This is a genomic window from Emticicia sp. MM, assembly GCF_001649495.1.
The window spans coordinates 15,831-34,379 of record NZ_LXHX01000002.1 but is presented as its reverse complement, the minus strand read 5'-3'; the positions used below and the strand labels follow the sequence as shown (position 1 = coordinate 34,379).

General features: G+C 35.9%; 15 protein-coding genes. 8 read left to right on the top strand and 7 right to left on the bottom strand.

Annotation, left to right across the window (positions count from 1 at the left end):
* Positions 1–22: 22 nt before the first annotated feature.
* On the bottom strand, positions 23–1,930 hold the full coding sequence (locus tag A6M55_RS00175; protein ID WP_015029034.1) for an ABC transporter ATP-binding protein: 1,908 nt from the start codon (positions 1,928–1,930) through the stop codon (positions 23–25).
* A 61-nt stretch (positions 1,931–1,991) separates the two neighbouring features.
* Complete coding sequence (locus A6M55_RS00170) at positions 1,992–2,999, bottom strand: hypothetical protein (RefSeq protein WP_064196075.1); 1,008 nt, start codon at positions 2,997–2,999, stop codon at positions 1,992–1,994.
* Positions 3,000–3,614: 615 nt separating this feature from the next.
* On the opposite strand from A6M55_RS00170, the gene A6M55_RS00165 reads away from it, so the two are divergent.
* Together A6M55_RS00165 and A6M55_RS00160 are read left to right on the top strand one after the other, a co-directional pair.
* Entirely contained in the window at positions 3,615–5,753 is a 2,139-nt protein-coding gene (locus A6M55_RS00165; RefSeq protein WP_015029032.1) for a peptidylprolyl isomerase, read from the top strand.
* Positions 5,754–5,894: 141 nt separating this feature from the next.
* Entirely contained in the window at positions 5,895–7,061 is a 1,167-nt protein-coding gene (locus A6M55_RS00160) for an HlyD family secretion protein (protein ID WP_064196074.1), read from the top strand.
* Here A6M55_RS00160 and A6M55_RS00155 read toward each other — a convergent pair whose 3' ends face one another.
* On the bottom strand, positions 7,062–7,400 hold the full coding sequence (locus A6M55_RS00155) for a helix-turn-helix domain-containing protein (protein WP_015029030.1): 339 nt from the start codon (positions 7,398–7,400) through the stop codon (positions 7,062–7,064). It lies immediately after the preceding gene.
* A 230-nt stretch (positions 7,401–7,630) separates the two neighbouring features.
* Here A6M55_RS00155 and A6M55_RS00150 point away from each other — a divergent pair, with 230 nt between their 5' ends.
* From A6M55_RS00150 to A6M55_RS00125, 5 genes are all read left to right on the top strand, one after another.
* On the top strand, positions 7,631–7,831 hold the full coding sequence (locus A6M55_RS00150; protein WP_064196073.1) for a hypothetical protein: 201 nt from the start codon (positions 7,631–7,633) through the stop codon (positions 7,829–7,831).
* A 38-nt stretch (positions 7,832–7,869) separates the two neighbouring features.
* Positions 7,870–8,058: a hypothetical protein gene (locus tag A6M55_RS00145; RefSeq protein WP_156510948.1), complete on the top strand. Its 189-nt coding sequence runs from the start codon at positions 7,870–7,872 to the stop codon at positions 8,056–8,058.
* A gap of 388 nt (positions 8,059–8,446) precedes the next feature.
* Positions 8,447–9,022 (top strand): type II CAAX prenyl endopeptidase Rce1 family protein, encoded by a 576-nt coding sequence (locus tag A6M55_RS00135; RefSeq protein ID WP_064196070.1) that lies wholly within the window; start codon positions 8,447–8,449, stop codon positions 9,020–9,022.
* Between the two features lie 241 nt (positions 9,023–9,263).
* Positions 9,264–10,127, top strand: coding sequence for a CPBP family intramembrane glutamic endopeptidase (locus tag A6M55_RS00130; protein WP_015029027.1), 864 nt, complete (start codon positions 9,264–9,266; stop codon positions 10,125–10,127).
* A gap of 106 nt (positions 10,128–10,233) precedes the next feature.
* Positions 10,234–12,399: a peptidase domain-containing ABC transporter gene (locus tag A6M55_RS00125; protein WP_064196069.1), complete on the top strand. Its 2,166-nt coding sequence runs from the start codon at positions 10,234–10,236 to the stop codon at positions 12,397–12,399.
* Between the two features lie 58 nt (positions 12,400–12,457).
* Here A6M55_RS00125 and A6M55_RS00120 read toward each other — a convergent pair whose 3' ends face one another.
* Entirely contained in the window at positions 12,458–14,515 is a 2,058-nt protein-coding gene (locus A6M55_RS00120) for a glycosyl hydrolase family 95 catalytic domain-containing protein (RefSeq protein WP_064196068.1), read from the bottom strand.
* 128 nt (positions 14,516–14,643) lie between these two features.
* On the opposite strand from A6M55_RS00120, the gene A6M55_RS00115 reads away from it, so the two are divergent.
* Positions 14,644–15,492: a cytochrome c family protein gene (locus tag A6M55_RS00115; RefSeq protein WP_064196067.1), complete on the top strand. Its 849-nt coding sequence runs from the start codon at positions 14,644–14,646 to the stop codon at positions 15,490–15,492.
* Between the two features lie 22 nt (positions 15,493–15,514).
* Here A6M55_RS00115 and A6M55_RS00110 read toward each other — a convergent pair whose 3' ends face one another.
* From A6M55_RS00110 to A6M55_RS00100, 3 genes are all read right to left on the bottom strand, one after another.
* Entirely contained in the window at positions 15,515–17,020 is a 1,506-nt protein-coding gene (locus A6M55_RS00110; RefSeq protein ID WP_064196066.1) for a hypothetical protein, read from the bottom strand.
* A 36-nt stretch (positions 17,021–17,056) separates the two neighbouring features.
* Positions 17,057–17,608, bottom strand: a complete 552-nt coding sequence (locus A6M55_RS00105; protein WP_015029022.1) for an RNA polymerase sigma factor — start codon at positions 17,606–17,608, stop codon at positions 17,057–17,059.
* Between the two features lie 176 nt (positions 17,609–17,784).
* Positions 17,785–18,510 carry a hypothetical protein gene (locus A6M55_RS00100; protein ID WP_064196065.1) on the bottom strand — a complete coding sequence of 242 codons (726 nt, stop codon included), beginning with the start codon at positions 18,508–18,510 and terminating at the stop codon, positions 17,785–17,787.
* Positions 18,511–18,549 lie beyond the last annotated feature (39 nt).

Sequence of the window (18,549 nt, the reverse complement as noted above, 5' to 3'; positions counted from 1 at the left end):
TAAGGTAGCCCTCCGACTACATTTATTCTACGAGCAAATTTACATTATCAAACTGTAATTTCACTAAGTTTGCGTAAATTCCTTCTTCTTTCAAAATCAAATCTTCGTGTTTGCCTGCTTCGGCAATTCCACCATCTTTCAATACATAAATCATATCCACATTACGAATTGTGGCTAATCTATGAGCGATAATAATGGTTGTTCGGCCTTTCATTAATTCATCTAAGGCATCTTGCACTAATTTCTCCGATTCTGAATCTAAAGCACTTGTGGCTTCATCGAGTATCAATATCGAAGGGTCTTTCAAGATGGCTCGAGCTATGGCCACACGCTGACGCTGCCCACCTGAAAGTTTTACACCCCGCTCACCCACAATGGTTTCGAATTTTTCTGGGAAAACATCAATAAATTCTAAGGCATTGGCTTTTCGTGCCGCCTCCATTACCTCTTCTTTAGTTGCATCAGGTTTACCATAAGCAATATTTTCGAAGATTGTACCACCAAATAGCATTACTTCTTGAGGCACAATAGCGATATTGCTACGGAGTTCGGTCACATCTTGACTAGCAATATCTACACCATCAATACTAATTTTACCTTTATTGATTGGATAAAGTTTCATCAGTAATTGTACAATGGTTGATTTTCCAGCTCCACTATGCCCAACTAATGCTACTTTTTCGCCAGCTTTTACATTCAATGAAAGTTCTTTTAGCACCGTCACATCTGTGCGTGATGGATAAGCAAAACCTACTTTATCGAACTGAATATCGCCCTTTGCCTTTTTGAAGTTAAGCTTACGAGCCACATCTACTTCTGATGTTTCATCTAAAATTTCTAATACTCGTTCAGAAGCCCCAATTGTCCGCTGAATCTGGGCGTACATATCACCCAAACCACCCACAGAACCTCCAATAAAACCAGTGTAGAGAATAAAAGTAAATAAATCTTGAAAAGCTAATTCACCTGATAATACCAAATTTCCACCATACCAAACCACGCCGACAACCCCACCGAAAAGCACCAAAATAATAAATGAAATAAAACCACCTCTAAAAGTAGCCGCTTTGAGGGCATAATCAACCACACGTTGAATAGATAAACCATAGCGATTTACTTCCAAACGTTCATTGGTAAACGCCTTTACAACATTTACTGATTGTAAGGTTTCTTCAACAATGATATTGGTTTTGGCCAACTCATCTTGCACTTTTCTTGAATTCTTTCTAATAAATCGCCCAAAAACTATTGCTGCTACTACTAATAACGGGAATGTAGAAAGCATGAAGAGGGTAAGCTTACCCGAGAGCATTGTGATGAGCAATATTCCACCTACCAATGTAAAAATTTGGCGGAATAACTCGGCCAAGGTGATAGATAATACATCTTGTAGTTGCGAAACATCGGATGTAATGCGGCTCATGAGTTCGCCTACACGACTTTTCTCAAAAAACGAAACTGGCAAAGTAATAATTTTTGTATAAAGCTCACGGCGTAAATCACGCATCGAACGCTCAGAAACCCTCGTAAAAGTATAAACTCTTAAAAATGAAAAGCCTGCTTGCAAAAATAATAAGCCTATAAAAAGGAAGGTAACTTCATTAAGTGTAAGTCGATGTGCAGATGACCCAATCAGACTTTGAAACTTCTGCATGGCCATATTATTGCCCATCATATTCGAGGAATTCATTGCCGCTGCACCCTGCCCTTGAGGCGAAACTATTGCTCCTACCATTTGCCCCATCAAGAGCGGAATACTCATTGATGTAATTTGTGATAATATTAAGAAAACAAAACCTATCGCAAAAGTGCCTTTATAAGGCAATGTGAATCGATATATTTTGAGAGCTTTTGTAAAACCCTCTTTGGTTACTTTCTTTTTCTTATCTTCTTCCGAAATTTCTACCCCTAAATGTCTTCCTTTTGCCATATTTAAAAGTCTTCAACAGCCACTCTAATGAATGTCTTAAGATTTATAATTTTGTCAGTTTTTAGTCTTCTACTTGCCCTTTATACTTCGACTTCTCAAAAATATCACGAGCATTTTGATTTTTCATCAAATCAACTAACGTAATTGACGGGTTTTCGGTTCTATAACGACTCACAATTCGCCAACCTAACCATTGACCGATACGTCCTGGGCAATCATTTCCTATTTCTTGTACTCTTGGGCGTTCGGATAAATACTTATCTTTTATACGGTCATTGGTTTCGTAAAGAAGCTTATTATCAATAAAATAACCCCAAACTAAATCTTGCGAATTCCATGTTTTTACTAAATCAGAATCAGGATAAGCAATCAGCAAAGAGTCTGCCACCTCAGGCAGCATTGCTCGTGTAAATTCATAACTTTTTCCATAAAATACCATATCGCTCATCAAAGTATGATCGTTAGGGTCAATAGCATTATATTTTTTGGCAAGAATCGTGAGCACTGATGGAACAATATAAGGTTTATCAAATCTTCGTAAAAGATAATCGGGATATTGCGGACGATACTTGGCTTTAGGGCCTAAAAAAGTTTCGAGTGGAATCACAATCATATCATCAGCCACCACCAACTCTAAATCAAGAGCGGTAAATGTTGTAATTATTTGAGGCTCTTTGAAGTCTGGGTAATAATATTTAATATGCTTAAAAGCCACCTCAAATTGTTTTTTCAAGGCATCAAGATTTCCAAAGGATTGCTTAGTTTCTTCGTAAAAAGCTTTCGTGTCTGGGTTATTATGAATCAACATTAATCTATCTATCAGAGCGTTATCATCGGGAGTAGTCTGATAAAAGACATTGACGAATCGGGCATTTTTACTCAGAAAATCTTTAATTTGCTCTCTAGTGGTGAGCTTCATCATCGCCTCGTCAAATCGCAGAATATCAAGCTTTACTGAAATCTTCGAAGTATCAATATCTTCCGTTGATGCTGAATTTTGACAAGAATTTAGAAAAAACAAGCCAATTAATAGACTTATTTGACAGACAATAAGGTGCCGTATTTGCATAAATAATTAAATATTTTTTCAAAAAACGCACAAAAATAGACAATTATTTGCCCTAAATCATCTTAATTTTTAAGATTAGCAGATATTAGGAAAAACTTGCTTACTAAGCACTAGAAAAGAGAAACTCATTAAAAATATCAAATATTAGGCGAAGTCAATTTAATGTATGCACTAAAAAATAATCTTTCAGGAAGATATTCGAGTCTAATATTAAAAAATTCAAGAAGTACTACTGCAATTTTTTATAAATTATACCATACAAACAAAACTAAAGATTACTTCTCTGATTACAAGGCATTTGCAGCACATTTAGTAACTCAATATAGCCTTTTTGTGAGTTAAAGCCTCAAATATTTTCAAAGATATGCACTAAGCCTAAACTTCGTTATGAAGTAAATATAAGTAAAAAACACTAACTTGCTGGCAGTTAACTAGAAAAGTCGGCTAGGTTTTGGTATAAAACTTGTTAAAACAAAGAATATATCAATTGGATTTCCTTGATAATCTATATGAATCTGTTTATTTTTGCACCTCAATTTTTGGAAATAAATAAAAAAACCAATAATCAGGCATTCAAACTGTCCTAAAAGTCCAGTAATAAATTAAAAAAAACAAATGGCTTTAATTAACAAAATTCGTGAGCGTTCAGGTGTTGCAGTCGTAGTCATTGCAGTTGCACTCATTTTATTCATTGTCGGAGGAGATTTATTCGGTGGTAATGGTAAAAGTGGCTTATTTAGTAGTAATGATAATAAAATCGGTGAAATTGCTGGCACCAGTATTGATTATCAGGCCTTCCAAGCAAAATTAGATGTTGCACGTGCAAATTACGAACAACAAGCAGGAAGAACTTTGCAAGAGCAAGAAATTCAGCAATTACGCAGCCAAGTGTGGGAGCAAATGATTTTTGACATTACTTACAAAGCTGAGTTTGAAAAACTAGGTTTGAAAGTTACGCCAGATGAACTTCGTGAAATGGTTCAAGGTACTAAAAACTTAAGCCCTCTCATTAAGCAACAGTTCACAGACCCACAAACTGGTCAATACGACCGTAATCGTCATATTGAGTTTATCAATGCTGCTGCTTCGAATCAACTTCCAGCACAACAAAAAGCGGCTTGGGACCAAATCAAAGAGCAAGCAATTCAACAACGTTTGTTGGAAAAATATAATGCTTTACTTTCTTCTGCATCATTTGTAACAACTGCTGAAGCTAAGAAAGAATATGATGCTCAAGTAACAAAAGCAGATGCTCGCTACTTGTATGTTCCGTATGCAAGCATCATTGATACTACTATCAAAGTTACTGATAGCCAGTTGTCAGACTATTTGAGTAAGCACAAAGAAGAATTCAAAGGATATGATAGTCGCTCATTTGATTATGTAGTGTATCAAGTAATGCCTACAAAAGAAGATAGCTCTGCTTTGTATGAAGACATTAAAAGTTTTGCGAAAGGCTTAGCTACAGCTAAAGATGCTAAAGCTTATGCTGCTTCAAATTCTGATTCACGCGTGCCTTATGAGCGTAGTTCAAACGAACTTACTCCAGTATTGAAAGAAGCTCTTTCAACAGCTATTCAGGGAGCAGTTATTGGGCCATTTAAAGATGGAAGCACCTACTCTATTTACAAATATGAAGGTACTACGACAGATTCTCTTTACACTGCACGTGCAAGCCATATCTTAATTCGTGCTGACAAAACAGCTCCAGATTCAGTTAAAGCAGCAGCCCGTACAAAGGCACAAGATATCTTAAGCCAATTACAACAAGGTGCCGACTTTGCTACTTTAGCTCGTGCAAACAGCCAAGATGGTTCAGCTCAACAAGGTGGAGATTTAGGTACTTTCAAGAATAATGGCACAATGGTTAAGCCATTTGAGAATGCAGTATTTGGCATGAGTGGTGCTGGTTTAGTTCCTAATATTGTTGAAACAGACTTCGGTTATCACATCATTAAAGTAACAGAAGCAAAGAACAATTTGAAATACAAAATCGCTACGATCAGTCGTGAATTGACAGCAAGTGAAAGTACAAGAAATGCTATTTACCAAAAAGCAGAAACTCTTCGTGCAAGTTGTAGCTCAGTAGAAGAATTCGAAGCAGCAATTAAGAAAGATGGTAAGTTAGTTGTATTAAAAGCTGATAAAGTATTCCCAGAAGCATCTACATTCAATACTATTCAAAATGCACGTGAAGTTGTTTTGTGGGCATTCAATGATGATACGAAAGTTGGTAAAGTTTCTGACCGTGTATTTGAAGTTGGTGATAACTTTATCATCGCTGCTGTAACGTCAAAAACTGAAAAAGATAGCCCTAAAGTAGAAGACTTTAAAGATGCTCTTACTGCTAAAGTTCGTAACGAAATCAAGTCTCAGCAAATCATCAGTAAACTTGGAAATGTATCAGGCTCATTAGAGCAAGCTGCACAAAAATATGGAGCAGGTGCATTGGTTGAAGCTGCAAATGATATTAACTTAGCTTCTGGTATGCTTACTTCACCAGGTATTGACCCAGTAGCTATCGGTAAAATCTTCAGCTTGCAAGCTGGCAAACGTTCAAAACCATTTGCTGGTGAAAATGGCGTCTTTGTAGTAGAAACTACGAAAATCACAAAAGCTCCAGAAATTGCTGATTATACACAATACAAAAACCAAGTATTGCAACGCACAGGTGGATACGGAGTATCTTACATGGCCAATCAAGCAATTCGTGATAACGCAAATATCAAAGATAATAGAGCTAAATTCTTCTGATAAATCTTAGAAAATAGTTTTTTAGAAAGGAGAAATATCGAAAGGTATTTCTCCTTTTTTTATGAAGTCTTAATCATAAATTATTCCTCACAGTCATAAACTTTAAAATTTAAGTATTGCATTTTTTTGCATTTTTGTACCATGCAAAAGCAACTTTTTCCATCCGATATTATTCAAAGTACCGTAGAAGCTTATTTGCCCAAAGTGGCGGTTAGAAGTCAGTTGATTTATATACTTATTCTGCTGTCTATCTTTGGCATTTTAGTGAGTTTACCTTTTATTTTTATTGATATTTCGGTGCAAAGCAACGGAATCATCAGGACAGTTTCAGAAAAAACCGAGATAAAATCGTTGATTTCGGGAACTGTGAAAGCGGTAAATGTATCAGAAAATCAAAATATTGCACAAAATACTACACTTTTTGTGATAGCTACCGACGATATTGATACAAAACTCAATGCCAATAGTTTTCAAAAACAGGAAAAAAACGATTTTATCCATGATTTAGTAGTGCTAACCCAAATCGGGAAAAACAATATTTTTGGAAATCATTCTACCCAAACCCCCATCTACACCCAACAACTCAATACTTTTCGTAGCCAATTACAAGAAAATATCTTTCACCAAAAGAAAATCAAGAAAGAATTAGATGCTGACCAATATTTATATAAAGAAAAGGTGATTGCTCGCCGAGAACTCAACGCCAAAGAATACGAAATGAACCGCTTGGTGGCTGAATTTGAATCAATTTTTCAGCGGCAGTTGAGCCAATGGCAAGCTGAACTAAACAAACATCGTTTTGATTTGAAACAGCTCCAAAGTGAAGCCAAGCAACTTACTCAGCAAAAAAGTTATTATAAAATAAAAGCCCCAATCGGTGGCAATATTCAGCAAATTGTGGGTAAGTATGAAGGTAGTTATGTGCAAATAGGCGAAACGCTGGGTATTATTTCGCCTGACTCGAACCTCATTGCAGAATGCTACGTTAGCCCAAACGACATCGGACTTTTAAGAAAAAACATGCCCGTGAGTTTTCAGATTGATGCGTTTAATTATAATGAATGGGGCTTGGTGCAAGGAAAAATCACTGATATTGCCCATGATTTTGTGGTGCTAAACGAAAAACCAATTTTCAAAGTAAAATGCCAATTGGATAAGAAAACCCTCCAATTAAAAAACGGCTATACTGCACCTCTGAAAAAAGGCCTAACTTTCAGAGCAAGATTTGTAGTAACCAAACGTAGCCTTTACCAACTTTTGTATGACAAAACCGACGACTGGCTAAACCCAAAAATTGAGCGTAAATAATTATTTGCTTACCATTTTCAATAGCTTTTCTACTTTCTCCTCTAATTCTATAATACGCTCATCAGCTGGTATGTGTAAGTGCATTGTGTCTTGATTGACCCCAACACCATTAATAGTATCTATATTTATTTTACCATTCCAGTCTAAGAGTTGTTCTAAGTTTAGTTCGTAAAGTTTGGCAAGTTTTTGAAGGTATTTGAGGCTGACGTTGCCAATATCTCCATTTTCTATTTTGGCGTAGCCTGATTGTGTGATACCCAATACGGTAGCAACGTAATCTTGTTTGTAATTGTGAAGTTCTCTAAGTGTACGGAGTTTAGTATTTATATTATTCATCATTACAGCAAAAGTTTTATAGATAAAGTTATTTGTATTGCAAATAAAGGAAAAATCAGAAAAAGATATTTAAAGCCCCATAAAAAACTTATTATTCGGCTACATTCATAAATTATTCCTCACAGTCATAATTTAGCACTTTCTAAATTTGACTATCCAAAGTTTAAATTAGACTTTTGAAACAACAATCCACTGCAGAGGTTTGGAGTATTAAATCTTAACTTTTAAAAATTATGCAAAGTTTAGCATTAGAAAATTATGGTACATCAGAATTAAGTTTTGATGAGCAAAGAGAGACTGATGGGGGTAATCCAGCTTTGATAGGATATGCAGTAGCTTGTATATCTTACTTTCTAATTGAGTCAGCAACAAATCCAACCTCAAGTGTAAAAAACTTGCAAGATGGTTACAATTCGGTAAGAAATAAACATTAAAAATTCTAAATAAAAACAATACTATGAATTTAAACAAAATGAACTTAGAAGACTTCAATGTCACACCTTTGACTAATATTGAAGAAGTTAATATTGAGGGGGGAAGTGAAGTAAACGATTATATTTGGTACAAAATTGGTCAAGCAGCAGCACATGTTGTTAATGGTGTGGAAAACTTCGCCAAAAGTTATGGTCAAGTCAAAACTCACGGTCCTGCTTTTGCGTAGAAAACTTTAGAAATGGAATGATACAGAATATTATTAAACCTTTTGTATCATTCCTTCTACCTAACTAAAATATGAAAATAAGTTATAAATACATACTAAGCATTAGCTTACTTATATTTTGTCTTTTTATTGACTTTTTTGGGGAAATTTATATTCTCCCCCAACTTATTACTTTCATTGTTTCTGCTTTAAAACCTATTATAGTCTTATTAATGCTCCCTAAAATGTTCGCTCAGAAAAACTTTATTTATATTTTTCTCTTTGGGTTATTTATACTTACAAACTTTCGCATCAATAGCTCTTTTGATTGGATACCTGTTATTGGATATATTTTTGGGTACTTTATTGGTTATCTTTTTATAATAGAACAACCTAAGAATTTACATCAATGAGTTTTGTTACTTTTTTTCAAAAACTTATATTTAGACTAATCCAGTTTTTAAGATTTATATTAAATCCTACTTCTTTATCGCAAACACTAAAGTTGAAAGAAAATAGATTAGTAGATGTAGGAGTTTATTTTGGAATTATTGACTTTATCATCAGCATCATATTATGGTTTTTAACTGAAATTACTGAGAAATATGGATTATTTTCACCTTTAAACACTAAAAAGGATTTTTATTACAGTATTACTGAAACTGTAATTATTGGCATTTTTATAGCTCCAATAATTGAAGAATTCATCTTTAGGTATCCTCTTAAATTTTTTGCAACTAAAAAATATTTTAAATGGATGCTTTATATCATCTGTTTAATATTCGGCTTAATCCATTTGGATAATTATATTATTGATAACAGTCACCTTCTTTTTGCCCCTCTAATTGTAATTATTCAAATTTATGGAGCATTCATGTTTGGTTTTATACGAATCAGTTATGGTTTTTGGTATGGAGTGCTACTTCATATGATTCATAACTCTTGGTCTTTAATTTGGAAATACACCATCGGTTTCGACTTGTAAATAGCCCCAGTTCGCCTTAGTGTTGGTAAAGAAAGTTATATAAATTCGCAGTGAAGCTGTCAGCCCGTTGTTAAAATGACAATCACCAGTTAGGCGAAATATACGGCTGATTTAAAAACCGTAGTGGAACTATCAGTCGTTGTGGTAGCCACAATTGAATTGCCGTTCTTAGAACGGCAGTAGAAAACAAGCCGTTTTACGCCTTTTCTAAATAACAAACACTAAAAATCATACTCAACCTATGCTTACAAAAACTTTCTTTTCGACTCCCAAAGGCTCAAATAAATGGTATAATTACATTCTTGTACCAATATATGTGGTTATTTTGGCGGCTTTATTTAGTGTACCAGCATTCATAATCTTATCAAAACCTAAACCAAATACCTATCAAAGTTATCTACAATTACTATTGCCAAGTGCTATGTTGGTTTTTAGTACATTTTTGGTACTTAAATGGGTACATCGACGTTCTGGGTATTCGCTCATCAATGCAACGAAAATCAGATGGAATCGCATCTTTTGGGCAATGGGGTGTTTTGGTAGTATTACGCTCTTGTTTGAATTGGTTAGTTGGTTCGAAAATCCGTCATCTTACCAATTTTCGTTTGATAAATCAACTTTTTTTCAGTATCTAATTATTTCATTAGTCTTGATTCCATTTCAATCAGCGGGTGAAGAACTATTGATGAGAGGGTATTTTTTACAAGGTATTGCTTGGGCTACTAAGCGTCCGTGGTTGGCTGTATTAATTACATCAGTATTATTTGGTTTATTACACTTGGGGAATCCCGAACTCAAAGCATTTGGGTATGTATTTATATTAAATTACATGTTGATGGGTTTGGTGGCTGGAATAATGACTGTTATGGATGATGGTACAGAACTGGCAATCGGGGTTCATATCATCAATAACCTTTATTCGGCAATTTTCATAGGTTATACCTCATCTGCTCTACAAACCAGTACAATATATCACATAAAGGACTATGATACTACATTTTTGTCGTTTAGTATGATTTTAGGCTCTGTTATTTTTTTAGGAATTTGTTACAAAAAATACCAATGGAATAGTTTCAAATCATTTTTTGATAAACTTGCGGATTAACACTTCACTCATAAATTATTCCTCACAGTCATAAAATAGGCATTATTTGCTTACTTTTTGGATACTTTCTTGCAGTATCTTGCCAAAAAAGTATCTGTTTAGATTTATGTCTATCAAAATAAAACAACACGACTTACGAGATTGTGGTGCAGCTTGTTTGGCTTCGGTGGCCGCTCATTTCCGCCTACGTCTACCCATTGCTCGCATACGCCAATATGCAAGTACCGATAAAAAAGGCACAAATGTACTCGGCCTAATTGAAGCAGCTCAAAAACTTGGGTTTCAAGCAAAAGGAGTAAAAGGTACACTCGAAAGCCTTGAAAAAATACCCAAGCCTGCTATTGCTCATCTTCAAATCACTACTCCCTCTGGCGGTGGGCTTCTACACTACGTAGTCATCTACAAAGTTTCAAAGACCCACATTACTATCATGGACCCTGGCGATGGGAAAATGCACAAAAAATTCATCGAAGAGTTTACGAAACAATGGACGGGTGTCTTGGTTTTGCTATTACCCAATGAAGATTTTGAGGTTCGCAATGAAAAAATATCGGTCATTGGCCGATTCTGGACATTGTTACGTCCACACACTACCGTTATGCTTCAAGCCTTGGTTGGGGCTGCTGTTTATACCATTTTAGGGCTTTCAACCTCCATTTATATCCAAAAAATCACAGATAATGTAATCATTGAAGGCAATAAAAACCTGCTCAATTTGCTGAGTATCGGCATGATTATTATTTTAGTTTTGCAGACCATCATCGGTACGGTTAAAAGTATTTTCGCTCTAAAAACTGGCCAACAGATAGATGCACAACTGATTTTAGGATATTATAAACATCTGCTAAAACTGCCACAACAGTTTTTTGATACGATGCGGGTGGGCGAAATCATTTCGAGGGTAAACGATGCCGTCAAGATTCGGGTTTTTATCAATGATGTGATTATTGGTTTGGCGGTCAATGTTTTTATCGTGCTGTTTTCGTTTGGTCTGATGTTTACTTACGATTGGAAATTAGCGGCAATGCTATTGGCAATTATTCCGTTTTATGTCATTATTTATTTTGTCAGTAACTATATCAACCGCAAACAAGGGCGAAAGTTGATGGAAAATTCAGCAGAATTAGAGGCTCAATTAGTCGAATCTCTGAATGCCGCTACCACAATCAAACGTTTTGGCATTGAGTCTTATGCCAACCTCAAAACCGAAACTAATTTCGTTAGGCTACTCGAAACCGTTTTTACATCAGGCAAAACCAGCATTTTTATTGGTAATATCACCGATTTTATTTCCAGACTTTTTACCATTCTATTACTTTGGCTTGGTACATCTTATGTCAATGACCAGCAACTAACCCCTGGTGAGTTGCTTTCTTTTTACTCTTTAATTGGTTATTTTACAAGCCCTGCTATGAGTTTGATTGGCTCAAATCGGACTATTCAAGAGGCACTTATTGCCGCCGACCGATTATTTGAAATTATGGACTTGGAGCGAGAATCTACCGAAAACAAAGTTGAACTTACGCCCGAAATGGTAGGCGACATTCTGTTTAAGAATGTATCGTTTCGTTATGGTACGAGAGTACAAGTATTTGATAATTTGACGATTACGCTCAAAAAAGGACAAATTACGGCTGTAATTGGCGAAAGCGGTTCGGGTAAATCTACGTTGATGTCGTTGTTGCAAAACTTATATCCACTGAGTAGTGGAAATATTCTAATTGGCGATTATGACATCAAGCACATTCATAATGAAAACCTCCGAAATATGGTAAGTGTAGTACCGCAACAAATTGATTTATTCGGAGCATCGGTCATTGAAAACATTGCACTCGGAGATTTTGAACCAGATATGCAACGTATTTTATTCATTTGTAGTCAACTCGGAATTAGTGAATTTGTAGAAAAACTACCGAATGGCTTTAATACCCACATTGGCGAAAATGGGGCAAATCTTTCGGGCGGACAACGCCAGCGTTTGGCCATCGCACGAGCTTTATACCGTAATCCAGAAATACTGATTTTAGACGAAGCCACCTCTGCTCTTGATACAATTTCGGAGAAATACGTTCAGCAAACCATTCAATCATTACAAAGTTTGAATAAAACAATCATTATCATTGCTCACCGATTGAGTACCATCAAAAATGCGGATAAAATATTAGTTCTTGCCAATGGTAAATTAGTGCAAGAAGGCACACACGAAAGCTTGCTTTATCAAGAAGGAGTTTACAACCGTCTCTGGATGGAGCAGTTTGAAGGCGTTTTATGACAATTAAATTGAAAAAGTGCCACTTTTAATCTTACAATGGCACTTTTTCAAAAACTTCTTACTTCACTACAAACGTCTTCTTCTCAACTCCAACACCTTTTAAAGTCAATGATTTCCAGTGTTTGGGAAGCTTGGTTTTTAGTTGGATGATTCCTGCATCAGTAAAATCAAGTCCACCCCAGCCGTTGATGAGTGTTTGTAAATATCCTCCCGCACCTGTCGAGAAGTATGGATTTGTTCCACCAGCGGTTTCGGCCAAAACTCCGAATGGCGGAACTTCGTTAGGTTTATAGCTATCCATGTATTGTTTGTAAGCGGTTTCAGTATCTCCCAAACGAGCATTTAAGATAGAAAAAACGCCATGTGCCATCGCTGGGCTTTGTCCTTTTCTTCCTGGAAGATTATCGGCCAAAACTTTCCAATAAAAATCTAAATCTTTCTTGATAGTAGCTGGGTCAGTAATTTGTTTCATTGGGTAAGAAAGCAAGTTTACATCGCCTTGTTTGATTGGCTCTCCATTGTATGTGGCGTGTTCACGCGTAGTTCCATCAGGAAACTTCAAAATCACGATTCCATCTTGTACTTCTTTCCATTTTGGATTCTCAGGTAAACCCAATTCTTTGGCAGCTTGGTTAGCAAAACCTAACACTTCCTTAGCCATACCATTGGTATAGGCATTATCATCTACATTTTCTGCCCACTCATCAGCACATACCACATTGATAATATGATACTTGCCATCATTACCTTTTTCTACTCGACTTGTCCAAAAATCTGCTACTTCTTTGAGCATAGGGTACCCACGTTCTTTCAACCAATTCTTATCCTTGGTTACTTGGTAATACTTCCAAAAAGCAAAACCTATATCACCCGTGATATGATGCTGAAATGGCCCCGTCAATGCCCAAACTGGTGTAGATTCTTGTCCTGAATCATCAGACTCCCACGGAAACATTGCTCCTTGATATCCATGTGCTTTTGCATTATATTTTGCCGCTTGTAATCGCTCAAAACGATATTCGAGTAATGATTTTGCCAATTCTGGTTTCATAGCTAATAGCGGAGGGTACATCCAAATTTCGGTATCCCAAAAAACGTGTCCATTATAGCCTAAGCCCGAAAGCCCCATTGGCGAAAGGCTATAGGCTTGTCCTTCACGGCAAAATGAGTAAAGGTTATAAAGCGAAAAACGAGCCGCACGTTGAGCTTCATCATCACCTTCAATAATAATATCCGACTCCCAAAGTTTTGCCCAAGCCTCTTTATGTTTTTTTAACAAACGTTCACGCTTTTCGAGAGCGGCAAAAATTGTCAATCGCTCCGCTTCATTGTGCGGGTCAACGACATGAGCCGTAGAAATAACCGAACCAACTATCGAAAATTTATATGTTTCTCCAGCTTTTAGTTTTTTGATAAATTTCATTCGATGCATACCATTATCCCATTCTTCGTGAATCAGTTGTGGTTCTTTGCCCCTTTCCTCTTCGAATAAAAAAGAGTTAGATGCCGCAATAGTGTGTTTACCAGTTGGTGTTTTAGCTACTGAGGTCATCAAAGGAATGAGCGAGTGCGGTCGGTCAATAGTATGAAAGAAATTCTTTACATCACGTAGCATATCTGGTGTTTGCATAATGCTTATCGGGGTAAACTCCAGGTCTTGCTTGGCTGTAACTTCCATCTCAATCATGGCAGAGTGTGGTAAATGTCGTAAAGCTAACACATTTGATTTTACGGATGCCTTAGCTCCAAAATCGAAAGTTGTACTAAAAATGGCATTCTGCATATCAATAGTCTGTACGAAATTGCTGATATTTTTTCGATTAATCATTTCATTATCAATGATTAACTCCATATTGGCAAATTCAAATACTTTCATGATATTGGCCACACGACCACGCCCGTAGGTATCGAAAGTACCATTGAGCACTATTTCTTTAACTTTGAGAGGGTCAGGCGAAGATGTAATACCAACCATACCATTGGCAACGGTAACGCCATAGTAATTGTTAGGGTCGAAATTTTTGGCCGAAATTTGCCATTGGGCCAATACAGAGTTGAATGCAAATACGCACGATAGCAGTACGCATAGTTGCGTTTGGAATTTGGATTGTTTCATAGGTTAAATTTTTGAATACAGCCTTAAAGATAGTACATTTCGAAGAAAAATACTTCACTCAAAAGTTTTCATGAAGATTTGTAGTACTTTTGATGTAGATAAATCACCCTCTTTACCTCATCTAAATTATGAAAAAAACGCTCGCATTTTGCCTACTTTCTACAGTTTATATTGCATGCACTAATTCTGAAAAATCAACCAATAAAGATTCTTTGCAGGTAGCTCAACTAGAAAAAGAAGAAGTTCAAGCGAATGATTCTCTTTCTATTGATTTGGTAGCCTTACAAAAACAAGGTTTGTTAAAACCCAATACTATTGCGAATGTAAAGCCAGACCCTGTTTATCATAAAAACAAAAAATTCAATGCTTTACCGTTAAAAGAAATCCTTGAAAAATATACAGCTCTCAAACGAATGAATGTAGCTGACTTGAAGGTTGTATTTGAGTGTGAAGATGGCTATAAGCCCGAAATGTCATTGGAAAAACTACTTGGTTCAAAAGCTTTTTTGGCAGTAAGTGATGTTGACGCAAGTAAAGGGAAAGATTGGGAATCTGTTGAAAGTAATAATAAGCCTATAAAAATGGAACCTTTTTACGTTGTCTATGAAGGTGTTTCAGCTGATGATATTTTATATAAATGGCCCTATAATTTGGTAAAAATACATTTAGCACCCCTACACGAAAATGATGCAGCGCTAAAACCTACCGAAGCATCGGCGATGGCAGGTTACGAAATTTTTAAAAATCGTTGTCAAACTTGTCATTCTATCAATAAAATAGGTGGAAAAATGGGACCAGAATTAAATTACCCCAAAAGTGTGACAGAATACTGGAAAACTGAAGATTTAAAAGCTTTTATACAAAATCCTGCTGATTATCGTAATGAAGTAAAAATGCCAACTTTGGGAATCAAGCCCGAAGAGGCCAATGAAATAGTCAAATATCTAAGTTATATGAGCGAACATAAGATTAAATAGATGCTGAAGTATCTATTTAATCTTAAAATCTATAATTTAAACCATAATTCAGTCCAAACATCTTCAAACGCATCTGTAAATCAGTAGAATTATTGATGCCTGAAAATAATGAATGTTGATACGAGCTGCCCAAATTTAACTGCCAGTGCTTATCAATCAGATAAGTAGCTCTTAATCCTCCTAAGCCACTCATGTTTAATGGCTTATATATATTACTCGAACCATTAATGGTACTTTTTTCTTGCACAAGACTATTATCGTTGATAATTGTGTTTTGCAAGAAAATATCTGCCGAAATACCGGCCAATACATTTAAACCTACTTTCTTAGAAATAGCAATTTCATAGCCCATTTGAAGTGGAACCATTAAATATTCATATCTATTCCCAAACTTCGACGCATCAGCTACAACTGTATTGACCGTACTACTGGCTATGGAATATTCTTTACTCGCTGAGTTCTGCAATAAATAATCAGCAAAAAAAGTATTTACATAACCATTTTGCTGAAAAGCATACGTATTGCTATTAAGTGTAGAGTTACCTCTTAGGTAGCGAATACCACTCTCAAAATTCCATTTTTTTGAAATTTTATATCCCATTGCTACTCCAGTATTGATACCAATACCACCTCTGATGGCATTTTCTGGCTGTGAAACCAAAACCTGTCCTTGTTTATCGCCCGAAGGAGATGCTCCAACAGATGGTTTGTTTGAGACTTGGGCAAAATTATCGGCCTGAGCTAATGCTACAGTATTCAAATTATTGAGTTTCATATTGGGGTCGAAAGGAGATACGCCAGATTGTACTCCCAACCAAAATTTCGAATCATTCGAAGCTAAGTTTTTAGATTCCTCTTCTTCAGGAACATCGAAAAGTAATTTATTTCGCTTTAAGGTATATCTACTACCAAAATACTGGTAAGTCTTCGGCACAAGGAATTGTAACTCCTTTGGTTGGTTATTTTGGGCTAAAAGTGCAGACGTTTGACCAATTTTACCTTCACTTATCGAACTTACTTTTAAACTTGTAACTGCTCGCTCATTTATTTCACTATTCGAATTAGCCGAGAAAGGAGCACCTATCACAGCTAATTCTTGAGTGTAGTTGTTATGGTTAGTAATACGTTTGCTAAATCTCGTTTCAGCCATAGCTGTCAGAGCTTTTTCTTTCATTGAAATAGCAGGTTCTGCCGAATTCAGTGCTATTGGATTACTTTCTTCTATTGTTTTTTGAATACTTTGAGGCGTTTGATTAATTGATTTTGGAGTAGTTGCAATGCTCGATGTTACTAAATTATCCGAAGGGGTTTTCATAAAAAATAGAATTCCACCCAACACTAAAATAAGCGTTGCGGCAATGCCTGCAAGCATGCCCGATGAACTGAAGAAGAACAAAAATGGACGGCGTTCTTTTTTATCTAATTCACGCTCTATTCGCTCCCACATATCATTAGGCGGAGCAAAGGAAGCGTCATTAAACGCATCTTTCCACTCTTCTTCAAAATTATTTGGCCTTTCTAATTCCATTTTATTGTATTTACGCCTTCGTATCTAAATCTTAAATTATTTTATGGTTTTCGGAACAATACCAATTGCCTTCAATTTACCTTGTAATAGCATTTTTGCCCTTGAATACTGAGATTTGGATGTACCTTCAGAAATCCCAAGCATTGCTGCTATTTCATTATGTTGATATCCCTCTATGGCATATAAGTTGAAAATCGTACGACAGCCATCGGGCAAACTCTGTACTATTCCCATGAGTTGCTCAAATTCAAAACCTGAGAGTGTAAACTCATCTTGCTCTAGGTCATCGGCAATCAATTGGCTATCAGTATGCTCCATATAGTTTGGCTGGCTTTGTAATTGTTTGAGAGCAGTATTTACTACAATCTTTCGCAGCCAAGCTTCAAGTGGGCAATCGAATCGGAAGGTGTCAATTTTTTGAAAGATTTTGATGAATGAATCTTGTAAAACATCTTCGGCATCACTCCGATTTTTCATGTAACGCATAGCCGTAGCGAACAACTTACTAGCAAAACGCTCGTAAAGCTGCCGTTGGGCTGGTCGTTCTTGGCGAATACAAGCCTGTATTAAATCTTGTTCGCTATACATGAAAAGGGTAGTTTTATATTCCAACCGTGTTAAATTTTAAATGGTTGACATCAGTAAGACACTGATTCACATAGAATGGTTGGAAGTTGATTAAAGATTTTTCAGAATTAGAATTAAAGTTACACAAAAAAGCCCCTCAAAAATGAGAGGCCTCAAAGCTTGTTATTATATTTCTGTTATTTCATTAGATATTCAGGAGCAATTTTATCATTTAAAATAACTGAAGTTGTTACTTTTAAAGTACGTTTATCAACACTACTGGTATAGTTTGATTCTACAGGAAACTTAATTCCGTAAGCTGTATCAGCATATTTAGTGTAATCTTCTGTAATTACCTCTCCCGTATTGAGTGTAAGTTTTTTTCTTACTAACAAACCAGTTGATTCATCAAAATAGAGATTATATTTTGTGCCTCTACCACTCAATTCTACTTGTTTTACTTTCACATTATTAAGTGTTTCGCTTCCAACGAGTGTAGCAATATACCCTTTGGCTTCATAATCAAGAAATGGTAATAAGTTTTCCTTAAGTTCTCTACGCATATTTTCTTGCTCTTTTTCACTCAATGAATTGGTCTCATACTGCGTTGCTTTATCAGTACTTCCGAGAGGCACTTTTCTCCAACCTTCATTTCCTTTTATTCCAAAAATAAAAGTACGCTTCAAAATTGTTTTGGCTTTATAGAGGCCTGCCTCTTTAAATGAACCTCTGAGCTCCATATCATAATCGGCCGCGGTATTGCCTTTATAAGATTGTTTTATAGTATATGTAGCGATACTATCCCATAAGGCTTTTCCACCGGTAGCGGTATAATATTTATTGAAAACATCATCGGCTGTTTGTGCAAAAGTACTTACACTAATAAGCAGAAAAGTTAAAATCTTAATTGCTGTGTTTTTCATCGTAAGGATTCTTTGTTATTATCAATTACTAACGCCTAT